The sequence below is a fragment of the Bradyrhizobium sp. HKCCYLS3013 genome (assembly GCF_051167615.1).
Lineage (GTDB): Bacteria > Pseudomonadota > Alphaproteobacteria > Rhizobiales > Xanthobacteraceae > Bradyrhizobium.
The window spans coordinates 221,227-238,362 of sequence record NZ_JBNPTK010000005.1; the positions used below are offsets into that span (position 1 = coordinate 221,227).

Sequence of the window (17,136 nt, forward strand, 5' to 3'; positions counted from 1 at the left end):
CGCGATCCTACATCGCCGCCAGCATGCCGCCGTCGACATAGATGGTCTGGCCGTTGACATAGGTCGACGCCTCCGAGGCCAGGAAGATCGCAGTGCCGACCAGCTCGTCCGGCCGGCCCCAGCGCTTCGACGGGACGCGCGACATCAGCCAGTTGTTGAAGTCGGGGTTGCTCATCAGCGCCTGGTTCATGTCGGTCAGCATGTAGCCGGGACCGATCGCATTGGCCTGGATGCCATGCGCGGCCCATTCGACCGCCATCGCGCGGGTCAGGTTGCGGATGCCGCCCTTGGCCGTGGTATAGGGCCCAATGGTCGGCCGCGCCAGCTCGCTGCCGAGCGAGCCGATGTTGATGATCTTGCCGCTGTTGCGCGGGATCATCCGCTTGGCGGCCTCGCGCCCGATCACGAACGCGCTGGTGAGGTTGGTCTCGATGACGCGGCGCCACTCGTCGGTGGTGAACTCGACCAGCGGCTTGCGGTGCTGGATGCCGGCATTGTTGACGAGGATGTCGATCGCGATCCCCGCGGCATCGAAGCGCGCGAAGGCGCCGACGACGGCCTGCTCATCGGTCACGTCGAACGGGCAGGCCTCTGCCTGATGGCCCGCGGCGCGGAATTCCTCCACGGCGCCTTGCGTGCGCGCCGGATCGGTACCGTTGATGATCAGCCGCGCGCCCGCCTCGGCAAAACCCTCCGCGATGGCGCGGCCAAGGCCGCGCGAGGAGCCGGTCACCAGCGCGGTCTTGCCGGAGAGATCGAAGAGCGAGGTCGACATTTGTTCAACTCGAATGGGCAAATGCGGGCCGGCATCCTCGGCCACGGGACGCGCGCTGACAAGCGGGTTGTCCGGCACCGGCGGGATCAGACCGGCAAGCGGTTAATGGCCGCCACCGCGGTCATGATCCCGCGAATCTCGGCGAGGCCCTTGAGGCGGCCGACCAGCGGATAGCCCGGATGGGTGCCGCGGCCGATGTCGTCGGCGAGCTCATGGCCGTGGTCGGGCCGGAACGGGATCCGCCAATCCGGCTCGCCTTCCGCCTTGCGCCGGGCCTGCTCCTTCAGCAAAGTCGTCACGACCGCGACCATGTCGACGTCGCCGCGCAGATGCTCCGCCTCCATGAACGAGCCGTCGAGCATCTTGGTGACGTTGCGCAGGTGCACGAAGCGGATGTGCGGCGCGAACCGCTCGGCGAGCGCCGGGACGTTGTTGTGGCCGCCGGCGCCGAGCGCGCCGGTGCAGAAGGTGAGGCCGTTGGCCTTCGACGGGGCGGCATCGACGATGAACTGCAGATCCTCGGCTGAGGACACCACGCGCGGCAGACCGAACAGGTCACGCGGCGGATCATCGGGATGGACACAGAGGCTGACGCCGCATTCCTCGGCCGTAGGCACCACCTCGCGCAGGAAGCGCGCGTAGTTGGCGCGCAGCTCGGCATGGCCGATGCCGCGATATTTCTCCAGCATGCGGCGCAGACCGGGCACGTCATAGCGGTCATAGGCGCCGGGCAGGCCGGCCATGATGGTCGCGAGCAGACGGTCCTTGTCGGATTCGGACGCCTGTGCCACCCAGGCCTTGGCGCGGTCGAGCACGTCGGCGGAGAACTCCGCCTCGGCACCGGGCCGCTGCAGGATGTAGCAGTCGAACGCAGCAAGGCGATCCATATCGAAGCGCAGCGCCGTGGCGCCGCCCGGCAGACGGAAGGCGAGCTCGGTGCGGGTCCAGTCCAGCACCGCCATGAAATTGTAGCAGACGGTGGTGACGCCGCAGGCGGCGAGGTTGCGCAGCGACTGGCGGTAGTTGTCGAACAAGGACGTCAGATCGCCCTCGCCCAGCTTGATGGCCTCGGAGACCGGCAGGCTCTCGACCACGCTCCAGCGCAGCCGCAGCGATGAATCGCCTTCAATCACGCCGATGCGCTTGATGATCTCATCGGTGCTCCACACCACGCCGTAGGGGATGTGATGCAGCGCCGTCACGATGCCGGTCGCGCCGGTCTGGCGAACCTGCGGCAAAGTGATGGGATCATCGGGTCCGAACCAGCGCCACGTCTGTTCCATGTCGTCACCTTCCAAAATGAATCACGCGCGCGATCAGCGCCGCCGCCGTGCCCGCGTGCGCGACTCGGCCTGCGCCATCTCCTCCTGCCGGGCAAAGATGCCGTCGGCGCGGCGAAACACCTCGCGCAGATGCCGGCGCATCGCCGCGACCGCCTGGGCCTCGTTGCAGGCGGCCAGCCCGTCCAGGATCTCCTGATGCTGCGCGATCAGGAGCGGAATATGGCCGGCGTCCTCGATCAGGGTGAGATGGCGGACGCGGTCGAAATGGATCTTGGTCTGGCGGATCACCTGCCAGACATGCGGATGCCGGCTGGTGCGGGCGATGGTCTGATGAAACGCCTCGTCATGGGCGTAGAACTCCGCCGGCGTCGCCGCCGCCTTCTGCTTGTCGATCAGCTCGGTCAGCTCGCGCAGCGCCGTCGCATCGATGTAGCGGACGGCCTCGGCAACCAGCGCGCATTCGAGATGCTCGCGGATGAACTGCGCCTCGCCGAACGCCTCGCGCGACACCGGCGCCACCACGCTGCCGCTCTGCGGATAGATGCGCACGAGGTCGACATCGGCGAGCTTGATCAGCGCCTCGCGCACCGGCGTGCGGCTGACGCCGAGCCGCTCGCACAGGTCGAGCTCGGCCATCGGCGTGCCCGGTGGCAGCGCGCCGGACACGATGTCCTCGAGCAGCCGCTCATAGACCTGGTCGGCGAGCCGCCGGCCGGCCTTGCCCTCCAGGCGCGTCAATGGTGTCAGATCGTCATCCATGACGGCAGTCTACCCGATTCACAGGAAGCCGATCGAGATCCACGGCAGGAACACGATTAAGAGCAGCGCAACGACGAGTGCGGCGAGATGCGGCCAGACGTGGCGGATGACCTCATCCGGCGAGGCGCGGCCGATGGCGCAGGCGAGATAGAAGCCGACACCGAAGGGCGGCGTGAACAGGCCGAGGCCCATCGCGAACACTGCGATGATTGCGTAGTGCACCTCGTGCACGCCCATCATGCGCGCGATCGGGAACAGCAGCGGCCCGAACAGCACCACCGCCGGCACGCCTTCGAGCACGCTGCCGAGCACGACGAAGGCGAGCGCCGAGATCAAGAGGAAGCCCCAGCGGCCGCCGGGCACAGCCACCATAAGGTCCACGAGCTGCTGCGAGAAGCCGGACTGGGTCAGCGCCCAGGCCATGCCGGTCGCAGCCCCCACCACCAGCAGAATCGCGCCGGACAGCGAGGCCGTATCGACCAGGATGGGATACACCCGCTTCCAGTCGAACTGGCGATAGACGAAGATGCCGACCAGCACCGTGTAGATGACGCCGATCGCCGCGACCTCGGTCGCGGTGGCGACGCCCTCGACCACAGCCGAGCGGATCACGATCGGCAGACCGAGACCGGGAATGGAGATCGCAAACAGCCGCAGCCGCGTCTTGGCATCGAAACGCTGCGCGCCGCTCATGTCCTCCTTGCGCGTCTGCAGGAAGACGACGACGGAGAGTGCGATCAGGCCGACCACCGCCGGCAGCAGCCCGCCGGTGAACAGCGCCGCGATCGACACGCCCGTCACCGAGCCCACCGTGATCAGCACGATCGAGGGCGGGATCGTCTCCGACATCACAGCGGAGGCGGACAGCAGCGACACCAGGTCGCCTTCCGAGCTGCCACGCTGCTTCATCTCCGGAAACAGCGCCGGCGCCACCGCCGCCATGTCGGCCGCCTTCGCACCGGAGATGCCCGAGACGAGGTACATCGCGCCGAGCAGCACATATTGCAGGCCGCCGCGCAGATGGCCGATGAGCGAAACCAGGAACAGGATCATCGCCCGCGCCAGTCCGGCGATCTCGATCAGCGCGCCGAGCAGCACGAACATCGGCACCGCCAGCAGCACCATGTGCGACATGCCCTCGCTGACCCGGCCGGGAACGATCAGGACCGGCACGGTGGTGCTGAAATGCAGATAGGCCACGGTGGCGAGCAGGAAGGTGAAGGCGATCGGCGTGCCGATCACCATGGCGCTGGCGACGAGCACAAAGAAGAAGATGAACAGATTGTAGTTGCCGAGCTCCTCCAGCACAGGCGCGGCGGCATAGAGCGCCCCTGCACCGGCGAGCACGAGCGCCAGAGCGCCGACGATCTGCATGAGGCTCGCCTGCTGGATCAGCCGGTCGACCGCGGTCAGCAGCATCAGCAGCACGCCGACCAGCATCGCGGCCTCGCGATAGCCTTCGCTGATCTCGAGCACGGGCATCTGGCTGATCAGGTGGCTTTCGAGGTGGTGCCAGGACGGCATCACCAGCGCCACCAGGACGGTGCAGACCAGCATCAGGCCGAGCGCATCGGTGCGCGCCCGCCACGCCGGCGACAGATTGCGGACGAAAGCGGTGAGCCGCATGTGCTCGGCGCGTCGCAATGCGACGACGGCGCCGAGCATCGCCAGCCACACGAACAGCACGGTGGCCAGCTCGTCCGACCAGATCAGCGGCGCATTGAAAACGTAGCGCGCGGCGGTCGCCGCGCCGAGCAGAACGAGTTCGGCGATGACGATCGCCGCAGCCAGCGCCTCGACGGCGCGGCCAAGCAGATGATCGAAGCGCGCGAACGCGCCATGCGACGGCACCGAGGTCGTCGCTGTCATGTCAACGGCCATTGCATCCTCCCCGGCTCACACAGGCCGGCCGTATTTTCCACCGATCGCAGCTGAAGTCGAAACTACTCTGGCCTCATGGTTCTCAAGGCGATGCAATTGCATCGCCTGAACGCGTCGCAAGGCCGGCGCTCCTCACCATGAGGGGCAGGATCTCACCGCAAAATCAGCCCTCGTCCTGAGGAGCCTGCCGGAGGCAGGCGTCTCGAAGGACGGCGGCAGACACGCTGTCGACTACGCGGTCTCTCGCGCAAGTCTCACAGCTGACCGACGGATTTCTCCAGCAGCCCCCACGCCTCGGTGCCGAACTTGGTCTTCCATTCGGTGTAGAAGCCGGCGGTGCGCAGCGCATCGCGGAACGGCTTGGTGTCGACCTTGTTGAAGGTCACGCCAGCGGCCTGCATTTCCGCCTGCGCCTTGTCGTTGAAGCTCTGGATGTCCTGGCGCTCCTTGACGGCGGCCTCCGACAGCGCCGCGGTGACGGCGTCGCGGACGTCGGCAGGCATGACATTCCAGCGCGCTGCATTGGCGAAGATGTAGTGGCCGTCCCAGATATGGCCTGATAGCGCGATGTACTTCTGCACCTCGTAGAGCTTGGCGCTCTGGATCAGCGCCAGCGGATTCTCCTGGCCGTCGACGATGCGGGTCTGCAGGGCCGCATAGAGCTCGCCGAAATTGATCGGCGTCGGCGCCGCGCCGAGCGTCTTGAACAGCGTCACCCACAACGGATTGCCGGGCACGCGGATCTTGAAGCCCTTGAGGTCGTCGGGCGAGGCGATCGGCTTCGCACCGGACGTGATGTTGCGATAGCCGTTGTCGAGGCATTTCGGCAGCACGTGCAGGCCGACCTTGGCGAACTCGCCGCGCACATGGTTGCCGAGATCGCCGTCCATCGCCGACCACACCTGGTCGTAGCTCTCGAACGCGAAGGCCACCGCATTGATGCCGCCGATCGGCACCACCGTCTGGTTCACGCCTGACGTCGACATGAAGTCGAGCGCGCCGCTGCGCACCTGCGAGAACATGTCGGGCTCGCTGCCGAGCTGGCTGTTCGGATAGACCTGCAGGTCGACCAGACCATTGCTCTGCTTCTTGATGACCTCCGACGCCTCGATGATGCGGACGACGCCGGGATGGGTGGCGGGGAACGCCGTGCCGTAACGCAGGCGATACTTCGCCGATTGCGCCCGGGCGGGTGCGAACGCCAAGGCCGAGGCTCCCGCGAGCGCGGTGCCGACGAAGCTGCGACGAGACATGGATGTGGGCAAAGACACTGGCAAACCTCCCCTGCCGGCCCGCTGCGGGGCCTTTGTATGTCATTCCTGTATCTCAAGCCTATAAGGGATACCAAATAGGCTTTCAATAGGAAACTTGTATCCAAGTTTTTGGGTTGCTATACGATGGCAGCCTGCGGTCGAGATTGGCGAGAAGGATGGAGGAACGCGTGAAGAGCCTCGTGGTGGAGCGGCCCGGCCGCCTGTCGATCGAAACGCGCCCCGTTCCCGAGCCTTCGACGGGCGAGGTTCGCATCAAGGTCGAGCGCGCCGGCATCTGCGGCTCCGACATCCACATCCTCCACGGCAGCAACCCGTTCGCGCGCTATCCGCGCGTGATCGGCCATGAATTCTTCGGCAGCATCGACAAGCTCGGCGACGGTGTCAGCGCACGGCTCGGCGCCCGCGTGGTGGTCGATCCCGTCGTTGCCTGCGGCCACTGCTACCCCTGCTCGGTCGGCCGCCCCAATGTCTGCGCCCATCTCGCCGTGCTCGGCGTCCACCGCGACGGCGGCTTTTCCGAATATGCCTGCGTGCCGGCGGCCAACGCGCATCTGCTGCCGGACAGCGTCGACGACGACAAGGCGCCGCTGGTCGAGCCGTTCTCGATCGCCGCCAACATTACCGACCACACCCGCGTGTTCGCCTCAGACGTCGCGCTGGTCTACGGCGCCGGGCCGATCGGGCTGACCGTGATCCAGGTGCTCAAGCACGTCTACGGCGTGAAGCAGCTGATCGTCACCGACCGCATCGATGCCCGGCTCGAAGCGGCGCGGCACAACGGCGCCGACCGCGTCATCAACACCGCCAGGACCGCCCTGCCCGAGGCCCTCGCCGCGGCCGATGTGACGCCGACCTTGATTATCGATGCCGCCTGCCATCCCGCCATTCTCGCGGAGGCCATCGAGATCGCCTCGCCTGCCGCACGCATCGGCCTGCTCGGCTTCTCGGCCGAGCCGTCGACGATCGTGCAGCAGAAGGTCACCGCGAAGGAGCTCGCGATCCACGCTTCCAGGCTCAACAGCGGCAAGTTCGCCAAGGTCATCGACTGGTTCGCCAGTGGCGCGCTGCAGCCGGAGCGGCTGATCACCCACCGCTTCGGGCTCGACGCCTACGCGACCGCGTTCGACACCTTCGAGCACAACCAGACCGAATGCTGCAAAGTGCAGCTGATCTTCTGAAGTCCCGGCATGGATCGTCTCAGCCCCGCAACGCTTCCCCGCCTGCCCGCCGGCATCATCAAGCCGGATTACGACCGCGCAGCAATCACAACCGGCATCGTCCATCTCGGCCTCGGCGCGTTCCATCGCGGGCATCAGGCGGTCTACACCGATGCGCTGCTCAAGCACGATCCGCGCTGGGGCATCCTCGGCGTCTCCCTGCGCTCGCCGGACACCCGCGATGCGCTGGCGCCGCAAGGCGGGCTCTACAGCGTGACGGCGAGCGACGGCGCCGGCCGGCAGCGCCGCATCATTGGCGCACTCACCGGCCTTGCGGTGGCGCCCGAGGATCCGGCGGCCCTTCTGGCACGCCTCGCCGATCCCGCCATACGCATCCTCTCGACCACCGTCACCGAGAAGGGCTACAGCCACGATCCGTCGACCGGCGCGTTGCGCGTCGACGATCCCGACATCTTGCACGACAGTCTCAACCTCGGCCATCCCCGCAGCACGCTCGCCTTCATCGTCGGCGGCCTGCAACTGCGGCGACAGCGCGGCCTGCCGCCCTACACGGTGCTCGCCTGCGACAACCTTCCGGCCAATGGCCACACCTTGCGCGGTCTGGTGATCGCCTTCGCCGGGCTGGTCGATCGCGATCTCGCCGCATGGATCACGGACAACGTCCGCTTTCCCTCGACGATGGTCGATCGCATCGTGCCTGCCACCACCGATGCCGACCGCGCCGACGTCGGCGCCGCGCTCGGCCTCGATGATGCATGGCCCATCGTCACCGAGCCGTTCAGCCAATGGGTGATCGAGGATGATTTCGCCGGCGCGCGCCCCGCCTGGGACGTCAGCGGCGCACAGTTCGTGCGCGACGTCGCCCCATTCGAGCTGATGAAGCTGCGGCTGCTCAACGGCGCGCACTCGACAATCGCCTATCTCGGCTATCTCATGGGCTGCGAGACCGTCGCCGCGGCCATGGCCGAGCCCGAGCTGGCCGGCCTCGTCGAGGACATGATGCGCGAGGAGGTGACGCCGACGCTGCCCGCGCTCGGCGGCTTCGACGTCGCAGCCTATCGCGCCGCGCTGCTGCAGCGCTTCCGCAATCCCGCGCTCAAGCACAAGACCGCGCAGATCGCGATGGACGGCTCGCAGAAGCTGCCGCAGCGTCTGCTCGGCACCATCGGCGACCGCCTCGCCCGCGGCCTTCCCATCACCCGGCTTGCGCTCGCCGTCGCCGGGTGGATCCGCTACGTCAGCGGCACGGACGAGCGCGGCCAGCCGATCGCGCTGCGCGATCCGCTAGCGGCGCAGTTGCGCGCGCTCGCCGACGAGGCCGGCCCGGTCGCCAGCCGGCTCACGCGGGCGCTGCTGTCGCTCACCTCGGTGTTCGGCAGCGAGCTGCCACGAGATCCGCGCTTCGAGCTCGCAATCGAAACGGCCCTGGACGATCTGTTCCAGAAGGGTACCCGTGCCACGGTGGCGGAGACGCGACGGGCCGCCCGCTGAACATCGGCTTGGACGCAGCTCCGGCTCCGGCGGCCGCCGACGTCAGCCGCCTGGCAGCAGCTTGCCGGGATTCATCAGGCCGTGCGGATCGAGCGTACGCTTCAGTTGCCGCATCAGCTCCAGCTCGAGCGGCGGCTTGCACAGCGGCATCTCTGCCGTGCGGAGCTGGCCGATGCCGTGCTCGGCGCTGATCGAGCCGCGGCGGCGGGTGATTTCGTCATGGACCAGGCGGGTGATGCGCGGACCGTACCGATAGAACTCGTCTTCGCTCATGTCGAGCGGGCGCATCAGATTGTAGTGCAGGTTGCCGTCGCCGAGATGGCCGAACACCATCGGACGGATGCCGGTCAGCGCCGCGCCGACCGCAGCGTCCATGACCGTGACGAAATCGGCGATCTCGGCGACGGGCACCGAGATGTCGTGCTTGAGCGCCCTGCCCTCCCGGACCAGAGCCTCGGAGACGCTCTCGCGCACCCGCCAGAACGCCTTGGCCTGGGTGCAGTCCTGGGCGACGACGGCGTCGGAGGCGAGCCCTTCCGTCATCGCGGCGGCCAGCGTGGTTTCGAGCCGTGCGGTCAGCGCGGCTTCCTCGCCGATATCGCTCAGCTCGATCAGGACAGCAGCCTCAGGAAGTGCAGCGAACGGCAGCCGTATATCCGGCATCTGGCGCAGGATCATCTCGAGCGTTGCCGAGGTCAGGAACTCGAATGCGGTGAGGCGATCGCCACAACGCGCGCGCGATAGCCGCAGCAGGTTCAGCGCGGCGGCCGCATCGGCGACCGCGACGAACGCGGTGGCCCGTGCGGTCGGCTGCGGAAACAGCTTCAACACGGCGCCGGTGATGACCCCCAGCGTGCCTTCAGAGCCGATGAAGAGATCGCGCAGCGCATAACCGGTGTTGTCCTTGCGCAAGGCGCGCAGGCCGTCCCAGATGCGGCCATCCGGCAGCACCACTTCGAGCCCCAGCGTCAGCTCGCGCATCACGCCATAGCGCAGCACGGCGACGCCGCCGGCATTCGCGGCGAGATTGCCGCCGACGGTGCAACTGCCCTCCGAGCCGAGGCTGAGCGGAAAGAACAGGCCGGCCTCGCGCGCCGCGTCCTGCACCCTCGCCAGCACGATGCCGGCGTCGACGACGATGGTCTGGCCGACGGGATCCACCGCTCGGATGCGGTTCATCCGCGACAGGGACAGCACGATCGCCCGGCCGCTCGCATCCGGAGTCGCGCCGCCCGACAGGCTGGTGTGTCCGCCCTGCGGCACGACGGCCACGCGGGCGGCGGCACAGGCCTCCATCACGGCCGCGACCCCGTCCGTCGATCCCGGCCGAACCACCGCCAGCGTGGCCCCGTGATATTTGCCGAGCCAGTCGTGCAGATAAGGCGCCTGATCCTCGGCCGCGACGAGAACATGCGCGACACCGACGAGGCGTTGCAGGCGTTCGATCAGCTCGGTCATGACGCGCGCTTCGATGGCTCCAGAGGCTGCACTTGCGATGCGCACAAACTAACAGGACAGTGCCTCGCGTCCCCAATACCGAGTTGTCCGCCACCCATAATCGAATGTTATGGGCTGCTCAGACGGACGCGAAAGCCGCCGGCGGGGCGATATGCGGGACGGCGTCGACCAGCTCGCGCGTGTAGTCGGTCTGCGGATTGGCGAACAGCGCCCGGCTCTCGCCCTGCTCGATGATGAGACCTGTGCGCAGCACGATGGTGCGGTCGCACATCATGCGCACGACGTTGAGATCGTGGCTCACGAACAGGAAGGCGAGATTGTCCTCGCGCCTGAGCTTGTTGAGAAGCTGCAGCACCACGGCCTGCACGGAGACGTCCAGCGCCGCGGTCGGCTCGTCCAGCACCAGCAGCCGCGGCTTGCAGGCAATGGCGCGGGCGATGCCGACGCGCGCCTTCTGCCCGCCGGAGAGCTGATGCGGAAAGCGCGACAACAGCTCGCGCGGCAGGCCGACGCGATCGGCGCATTCCTCGACGCGCTGACGCAGTCTGTCGCCCGAGCGCATGTTCATCAGCCGCAGCAGCGGATGGGCGATGCAGTCGAACGCCGTGTAGCGCGGATTGAGGCTGTCGTTCGGATCCTGGAAGACGATCTGGATGTCCTTGCGCAGCTCGCTCGCGTGAAAGTCGCGAGCCGGAATCTGGCCGATCGCTTGGCCGTCGAACAGGATCTCGCCGGCGCTGGCGTCGATCAGACGGCAGATCATCCGCGAGGTCGTGCTCTTGCCGGAGCCGCTCTCGCCGACGAGACCGACGCTCTCGCCGCCGCGCATCGTCATCGAGAAGTCGGCGACGCCGACCGTACCGTCGTCGAAGCGCTTGCTGACGCCCTTGACGTCGAGCAGCAGCGGCGTGCCGTGCGGCAGCGGCGGCAGCTCCGTCACCGTGACCAGGGGAATTTTTTCGCCGTCCGGCACCAGATCCTCGACACGCGAGGTTGCCGTCGGCGAGGCCGCAACGAGGCGCTTGGTGTAGGGATGCTGCGGCCGGTGGAACAGCGTCAGCGGCGCGGCCTCCTCGACCAGCCTGCCCTGCTCCATCACGACCACGCGCGCGCAATAGCGCGCGGCAAGCCCGAGATCATGCGTGATCAGGATCGTCGCCATGCCGCGCTCGGCGGCGATGTTCGCAAGAAGATCCATGACCACCTTCTGCGTGGTGACGTCGAGGCCGGTGGTCGGCTCGTCCGCGATCAGCAGCGACGGGCTGCAGGAGATCGCGATTGCGATCATCACCCGCTGGCACATGCCGCCGGAGAGTTCGTGCGGATAGGCGCCCATGCGGCGCTCGGGATCGCGGATCTGCACGGCCTTCAGCAGCGACAAGGCCTCCGCATGCGCCTCCTGCCGCGACAGCCGGCGATGGGCGAGGATCGCATCCGCGATCTGCTGGCCGACGGTGCGGATCGGGTTGAGCGCGGCACGCGGATTCTGGAAGATCATCGCCATAACCGCGCCGTGCAGGCTGCGCAGATCGGCACCGCCGGCCCGGGTGACGTCCTGGCCCTTGAAGCGGATGCAGCCATCGGTGATGCGGCCGGCCTTGTCGAGCAGATGGGTGATGGCAAAGCCGGTCACCGATTTGCCGGAGCCGCTCTCGCCGACGAGACCCAGCATCTCGCCCGGCTGGAGCGACAGCGACACGCCGCGCACCGCCTCGACGAGCCCACGACGGGTCGAGAAGATCACTTTGAGATTCTCGACCTCGAGCAGCGGCTTGGAAATATCAGGCGCTGTCACGTCCGCATCCTCGGATGCGCCCCAGCTATTTGTGTTCTGACGAGACATCATGTGCGCATCCGGGGATCCAGGATGTCGCGCAGGCCGTCGCCGAGCAGATTGAAGCACAGCACCGCTGTCATCAGCCCGAAGCCGGGAAACGCCACCAGCCACCAGCGCCCGGTGGAGATGAAGCGCGCGCCCTCGGCGACCATGATGCCCCATTCCGGCGTCGGCGGCTTGACGCCGAGGCCGATGAAGGAGAGGCCCGCGGCATTGAGGATCGCCCAGCCGAGATTGAGCGACATCTGCACCGCCATCGCCGGCAGCACGTTCGGCAACAGGAAGCGCAGCACGACAGCAACATGGCTCTCGCCACAGGCACGCGCGGCCTCGACCCAGCCGAGATTGCGGCGGATGTTCACCTCGGCGCGGGCGAAGCGGATGTAGAACGGCAGGTTGATGATCGCGGTCGCGATCACGATGTTCTCGACGCGGTTGCCGAGCGCCGCGACCATCGCCATCGCCAGCACGAACAGCGGAAACGCCATCAGCACGTCGACGAAGCGGCCGACCGCCTTGTCGAGACGGCCGCCGGCATAGCCGCACAGCGCACCGATGACGGAGCCGAGCGCAAAGGACACCGCGACCGCCGTCACCGCGATCGTGAGGTCGAGCCGGCTGGCGACGATCAGGCGGCTGAGCACATCGCGGCCGAGCTGGTCAGTGCCGAACCAGTGCGCGGAGCTCGGCGGCTGCAACGCGGCAGAGACCTCGGACGCAACGGGATCGTAAGGCGCCAGCCACGGCGCAAAGACCGCGATCAGCGCCAGCAGCAGCGCGCCGCCAGCCGCGACGGCGGTGACCGGGTTGCCGCGCAGCACGAAGGCCGTGTGGCGCAGGGTCGAGGAGGTCTCTATCGTGCTCATGCTCACGCCACCGTCGCCCTGGGATCGGCGATGCCATAGAGCACATCGACCAGGAGATTGACGATCACGAAGATCGTCGCCATCAGCAGCACGAAGCCCTGTACCGGCGCGTAGTCGGAGACCAGCAGCGCATCGAGCGCGTAGGAGGCGACGCCGGGCCAGGAGAACACCTTCTCCACCAGCACGTTCGCGCCCAGCATGGTCGAGAACACGATGCCGGCGATGGTGATGACGGGAAGGATCGCGTTCCTCAAGGCATAGGTGACGACGATGCGCCACCACGACAGCCCGACCGAGCGCGCGGTGCGGACGAAATCGCTGCCGAGCGAGACCAGCATCGAGGCCCGCGTGATGCGCGCCAGCGGCGCGATCACGAACAACGCCATGGTCAGCGCCGGCAGCATCAGCTGCCGCGCCGCCGCCCACCAGCCCTCGACATCGCCTGCGAGCAGGAAGTCGATGATCAGGAAGCCGGTGCGCGATGGCGGCATCGTGGTGAAGATATCGATCCGCCCTGTCGGATCCGGCGCGAAACCGAGCAGATAATAGAACACGTAGATCAGCAGGAGCCCGGAGACGAAGGTCGGCACGCAGACGCCGAACGAACAAAATAGCCGGACGCCGTGATCGACCAGCGAGCCCGGCCGCAGCGCAGCCAGCACGCCGAGCGGCACCGCCGAGACCAGCGCGATCAGCAGCGCCGTCAAGGTCAGCTCCAGCGAGGCCGGCAGTCGCTCCTTGAGATCCTTGGCGACCGGCTGCCCGGTCATCATCGAGCGGCCGAGGTTGCCGCGACCGACATCATAGAGGTAGATCGCGAGCTGATTCGGCAGCGGCTTGTCGAGCCCGAGCTGCCGGCGGATGACCTCGATCTCCTCCTGGCCGGCATTGGGGCCGGAGGCAAAGAACACGGCCGGATCCCCCGGCAGCACGCGCATCAAGAGGAAGGTGAAGACCAGGACACCGAACAGTGCCGGCAGCGACGAGACGAAACGCCGTCCCGCCCGCAGCAATGTTGCGCCGATCGTGCCCATGGTCCTCAGCCGTCCCGGTTACTTGCGGCTCAGGTTACGATAATCCACCTGCCGCGTGAACTGGTAGACATAGCCGTCCACCGTCGGCTGCATCACCGCGTCCTGCGACGGCTGCCAGAGTGGGATCTGGAACATCTGATCGAAATGGATGGCGTTGAGCGCCTTGCCTTCCGCCTCATACTTCGCCTTGTCGGGTTCGAAGCGCGCCTCCTGGGCGATCTTCTCGAGCTCGGCATTGTCAGTGGAGGAGTAGTTCCAGCGCTGCTTGCCGGTGTAGAAGTTGCGGTAGAAATAGTCGGTCGACGGCAACCAGGCGACGATGCCCTCGGTGAAGAACGGCAGCTTCTTCTCGTTGATCGCGGTCGACATCTGCGCGTCCGGCAGCTTCTGGATGTCGACCTTGATGCCGATCTTGGCGAGCTGCTCCTTCACCAGCGCCGCCATCGGCTCGGCGGTCGCGGCCTGGCCGACATTGAAGCTGAAGGTGGTCGAGAAGCCGTCGGGCATGCCGGCGTCCTTCAGATAGGCCTTGGCCTTCTCCAGATCGAGCTTGATCGGCTGCGGGATCGGATAGCCGCCGCTCGGCGGCTTGCCGTCGGCCCAGGTCGCGCCATAGAGCGGCGCGCCGCGGCTGAACAGCGCGGCCTTGAACATGTCGTCATAGGGCAGCGCATAGGCGATCGCGCGGCGCACATTGACGTTGTCGAACGGCGGAATGGTGTTATTCATCGAGATGAAGGTCACCGCATTATACTGCGGCGTCGAGATCACCTTCAGCTTGCCCTTGCCCTCCAACGACTGCACGTCGCTGGCCTGCAGGTCGATGACGAGATCGGCGTCTCCGCGCTCGACGAGGTTGGCGCGCGTCGCCGGCTCCGGCACCGACTGGATGATCAGGCGCTTGAATGCCGCCGGCTTGTCCGGCGTGCCGCGATTCCAGGCCTCGTTGCGCTTGGCGATCACCTGCTCGCCGGGCTTGAAGGTCTCGACGATGTAGGCGCCGCTGCCGGCCGCATTCTCCTTGGTCCAGTTCAGCGCCCACGGATCTTCGGCCGTCGCATGCGCCTTGGCGAGCTTGGAGTTGATGATGATCGGATAGACGGTGGCGAGGTTCGGCAGCGCCAGCTTGTCCGGCTTCGGCAAGGTCACTTCGAACGTCAGGGGATCGATGACCTTGAACTGATCGGCCGACGTCAGCGACCCCGTCAGCAATTGCGCCTTGCCGAGGATCGGCGCGGTGACGCAGCGGTCGAGCGACCATTTGACGTCCTCGGCGGTGACCGGCGAGCCGTCCTGGAACTTCGCATCAGGGCGCAGCTTGAAGGTGATCTTCAGACCGTCGGCGCTGACAGAATAGGATTCGGCGAGCTCGCCGGTGATCGTGTCGAGATCGAACACCCACTTACCATTGAGCTGCTTGCGGCCGAACGACACCAGCCGGTCGTAGCTCGACATCGACAGCGCGAAGGCCTCGCGCGTCGAGCCCGGAATGTTCGGATCGAGCGTGTTGACGGTGGCGCCGGTGACGTAGCGCAGAGTCTCGGCGCGGCTCTGCGCATGCGCCGACGGCGCGGCCAGCGTCACCGCGAGCAACGCGGTCGCCGCGAACAACGAACGTTTGGACATCTCGAAACTCATCGCCCTTGTTCCCTCATCAGTCTCAAAATCCGGCACTGAAATCGCGCATCGGCGGAGATCCGCCGCGCGCCACTCATGAGATCGACGCCTAGCAGCAAATCACGTGCCACGGTGCACCGTGGCCTGTTTCACATCATAGGCCAGGAAGTTCGCCCAATGCTTGTCGATGTCAGCCGTGAACAGCCCACGCGTCAAACCATGCGCCAGCTTCGGCACCGCGGTCGTCATTGCGTTGATCGACGATCCCGACGCGCCGAAGCTCATCGTCGAGGCGATGGCGAACACGTGAATGTTGCTGATCCACGGCGTCTCGCCCGCGTTGCGCTCGCACAGCGCGTAGTCGTCAGCGAGATACGGGAAGGCGCCGAGCCGATCGTTGCGTTCGCTTGCATCGGGCGTGTAACGATCCGACCAGCGCGCGATGTTGGCTGCGAAGCGCCGCAGCTCCGGCCGCTTTGTGAAGTCCATCGAGATGCCGGTTGCACTGATCACGAAGTCCGCCGTGATCTCGCCCTTCGCTGTCTGCAGCACGACGCCGTCGGCCGTCTCCCGCGCGCCAGTGACCGGTGCGCCTTCCTGAAGGTGGAACGCCGCGTGGCGGGCGCAGCGGTCATAAGTGTGCTGCGGAAAACCTTCGCGCAATTCCAGAACCGCGCGCATGAAGCGCCAGCGCCAGGCATCGTCGAGCTCGGAGAAGTGCCTGAGAAAGCCGCGGAACGTCAGCCAGCGATAGGGCTGGATCAGCTGGATTTCCGCGCGGCGGCATAGCAGATCGACGCGCGCCGCACCGGCTTCGAGTGCAGCCGCCGCATTGTCGAACGCCGAGGCACCGGCGCCGATCACGGCGACGCGGCGGCCGCGCAGGCTGTCGAAATCGATCTCGGCGCCGGAATGGGCGCCGCGCGTGGCGGGCAGATGGCGCAGCGGCTCCGGAATGCTCCAGTCGCCCATCCCCTCCTGCCCGGTCGCCAGCACGATCTTGCGGGCATGGATCGTCGTCTCACCATCCTTGCTGCGCACGGTCGCCTGCAGCAGTCCGTCAGCGGCGGGTGCGATATCGACGACGTCGCAGCCGTTGCGCACGGGAAGGTCGAGCACCTCGCGATACCAGGCGAGATAGTCTGCCCAATATTCGCGCGGAATCAGATCAAGATTGCGCCAGCTCTCGCCGCCGAACTTCGCCTCGTGCCACGCCTGATAGGTCAGACAAGGTATGTCGAGATCGGGTCCGGTGAAGTCTTTCGGGCTGCGCAGGGTCGGCATGCGCGCATAGCTGAGCCACGGTCCTTCGCGGCCTGCCTCAGCCTTGTCGAGCACGAGAATGTTGCCGACGCGGGAGCGCAGCAGCGCGAAGGCGGTCGCGAGACCCGATTGCCCGCCCCCGACGATCAGCACATCGAACGCAGGTCCGCCATCGGGACCGGTGACAGGCGTCAGCCATGGCATGCTGGGATGCGCGATCCTGGCAAGATCGCTGCGAACCTGGGCCGTCAGCGCGGCAAGACCGTCGCTCATACCGGCCACCGGATGAAACACGCGCAATCGCGATCGGAACGCTCGCTGTCGCTCACGCTCTCTCCATCAGTCATGTCACCCGGCACGCGAAGCTTAGCAAAGCAGGTCTGGGACCGACCATACCGATTTGTCCGCCGCCCATAACAG

13 protein-coding genes are annotated in these 17,136 nt (G+C 66.8%); 2 read left to right on the top strand and 11 right to left on the bottom strand.

The genetic code is table 11. The features are described 5' to 3' along the window. Window positions 1–7: 7 nt before the first annotated feature. The 5 genes from ACQR1F_RS11955 to ACQR1F_RS11975 form a co-directional block, all read right to left on the bottom strand. Window positions 8–775 carry an SDR family oxidoreductase gene (locus ACQR1F_RS11955; RefSeq protein WP_434913074.1) on the bottom strand — a complete coding sequence of 256 codons (768 nt, stop codon included), beginning with the start codon at window positions 773–775 and terminating at the stop codon, window positions 8–10. Between the two features lie 86 nt (window positions 776–861). After that, window positions 862–2,058 carry a mannonate dehydratase gene (uxuA, locus tag ACQR1F_RS11960; protein ID WP_316177959.1) on the bottom strand — a complete coding sequence of 399 codons (1,197 nt, stop codon included), beginning with the start codon at window positions 2,056–2,058 and terminating at the stop codon, window positions 862–864. Between the two features lie 33 nt (window positions 2,059–2,091). Then, entirely contained in the window at window positions 2,092–2,817 is a 726-nt protein-coding gene (locus ACQR1F_RS11965; RefSeq protein ID WP_316218658.1) for a GntR family transcriptional regulator, read from the bottom strand. 18 nt (window positions 2,818–2,835) lie between these two features. Beyond that, window positions 2,836–4,698 carry a TRAP transporter large permease gene (locus ACQR1F_RS11970; RefSeq protein WP_315804459.1) on the bottom strand — a complete coding sequence of 621 codons (1,863 nt, stop codon included), beginning with the start codon at window positions 4,696–4,698 and terminating at the stop codon, window positions 2,836–2,838. A gap of 254 nt (window positions 4,699–4,952) precedes the next feature. Continuing rightward, complete coding sequence (locus tag ACQR1F_RS11975; RefSeq protein WP_434874146.1) at window positions 4,953–5,969, bottom strand: TRAP transporter substrate-binding protein; 1,017 nt, start codon at window positions 5,967–5,969, stop codon at window positions 4,953–4,955. 170 nt (window positions 5,970–6,139) lie between these two features. Between ACQR1F_RS11975 and ACQR1F_RS11980 the strand changes: the two genes are divergently transcribed. Both ACQR1F_RS11980 and ACQR1F_RS11985 read left to right on the top strand, forming a co-directional pair. Next, window positions 6,140–7,150, top strand: coding sequence for a Zn-dependent oxidoreductase (locus tag ACQR1F_RS11980; RefSeq protein WP_315804457.1), 1,011 nt, complete (start codon window positions 6,140–6,142; stop codon window positions 7,148–7,150). A 9-nt stretch (window positions 7,151–7,159) separates the two neighbouring features. Next, a complete protein-coding gene (locus ACQR1F_RS11985; protein WP_434874145.1) occupies window positions 7,160–8,641 on the top strand; it encodes a mannitol dehydrogenase family protein in 1,482 nt (493 codons plus the stop codon). Window positions 8,642–8,683: 42 nt separating this feature from the next. Here ACQR1F_RS11985 and ACQR1F_RS11990 read toward each other — a convergent pair whose 3' ends face one another. From ACQR1F_RS11990 to ACQR1F_RS12015, 6 genes are all read right to left on the bottom strand, one after another. After that, window positions 8,684–10,099, bottom strand: a complete 1,416-nt coding sequence (locus ACQR1F_RS11990; RefSeq protein ID WP_434907946.1) for an FAD-binding oxidoreductase — start codon at window positions 10,097–10,099, stop codon at window positions 8,684–8,686. A gap of 118 nt (window positions 10,100–10,217) precedes the next feature. Next, complete coding sequence (locus ACQR1F_RS11995; protein ID WP_434913152.1) at window positions 10,218–11,867, bottom strand: ATP-binding cassette domain-containing protein; 1,650 nt, start codon at window positions 11,865–11,867, stop codon at window positions 10,218–10,220. Between the two features lie 74 nt (window positions 11,868–11,941). After that, complete coding sequence (locus tag ACQR1F_RS12000; RefSeq protein ID WP_434913075.1) at window positions 11,942–12,802, bottom strand: ABC transporter permease; 861 nt, start codon at window positions 12,800–12,802, stop codon at window positions 11,942–11,944. A gap of 2 nt (window positions 12,803–12,804) precedes the next feature. Continuing rightward, entirely contained in the window at window positions 12,805–13,836 is a 1,032-nt protein-coding gene (locus ACQR1F_RS12005; protein ID WP_316177948.1) for an ABC transporter permease, read from the bottom strand. Between the two features lie 18 nt (window positions 13,837–13,854). Continuing rightward, on the bottom strand, window positions 13,855–15,474 hold the full coding sequence (locus ACQR1F_RS12010) for an ABC transporter substrate-binding protein (protein WP_434913076.1): 1,620 nt from the start codon (window positions 15,472–15,474) through the stop codon (window positions 13,855–13,857). A 99-nt stretch (window positions 15,475–15,573) separates the two neighbouring features. Then, complete coding sequence (locus ACQR1F_RS12015; protein ID WP_434913077.1) at window positions 15,574–16,989, bottom strand: NAD(P)-binding domain-containing protein; 1,416 nt, start codon at window positions 16,987–16,989, stop codon at window positions 15,574–15,576. Window positions 16,990–17,136 lie beyond the last annotated feature (147 nt).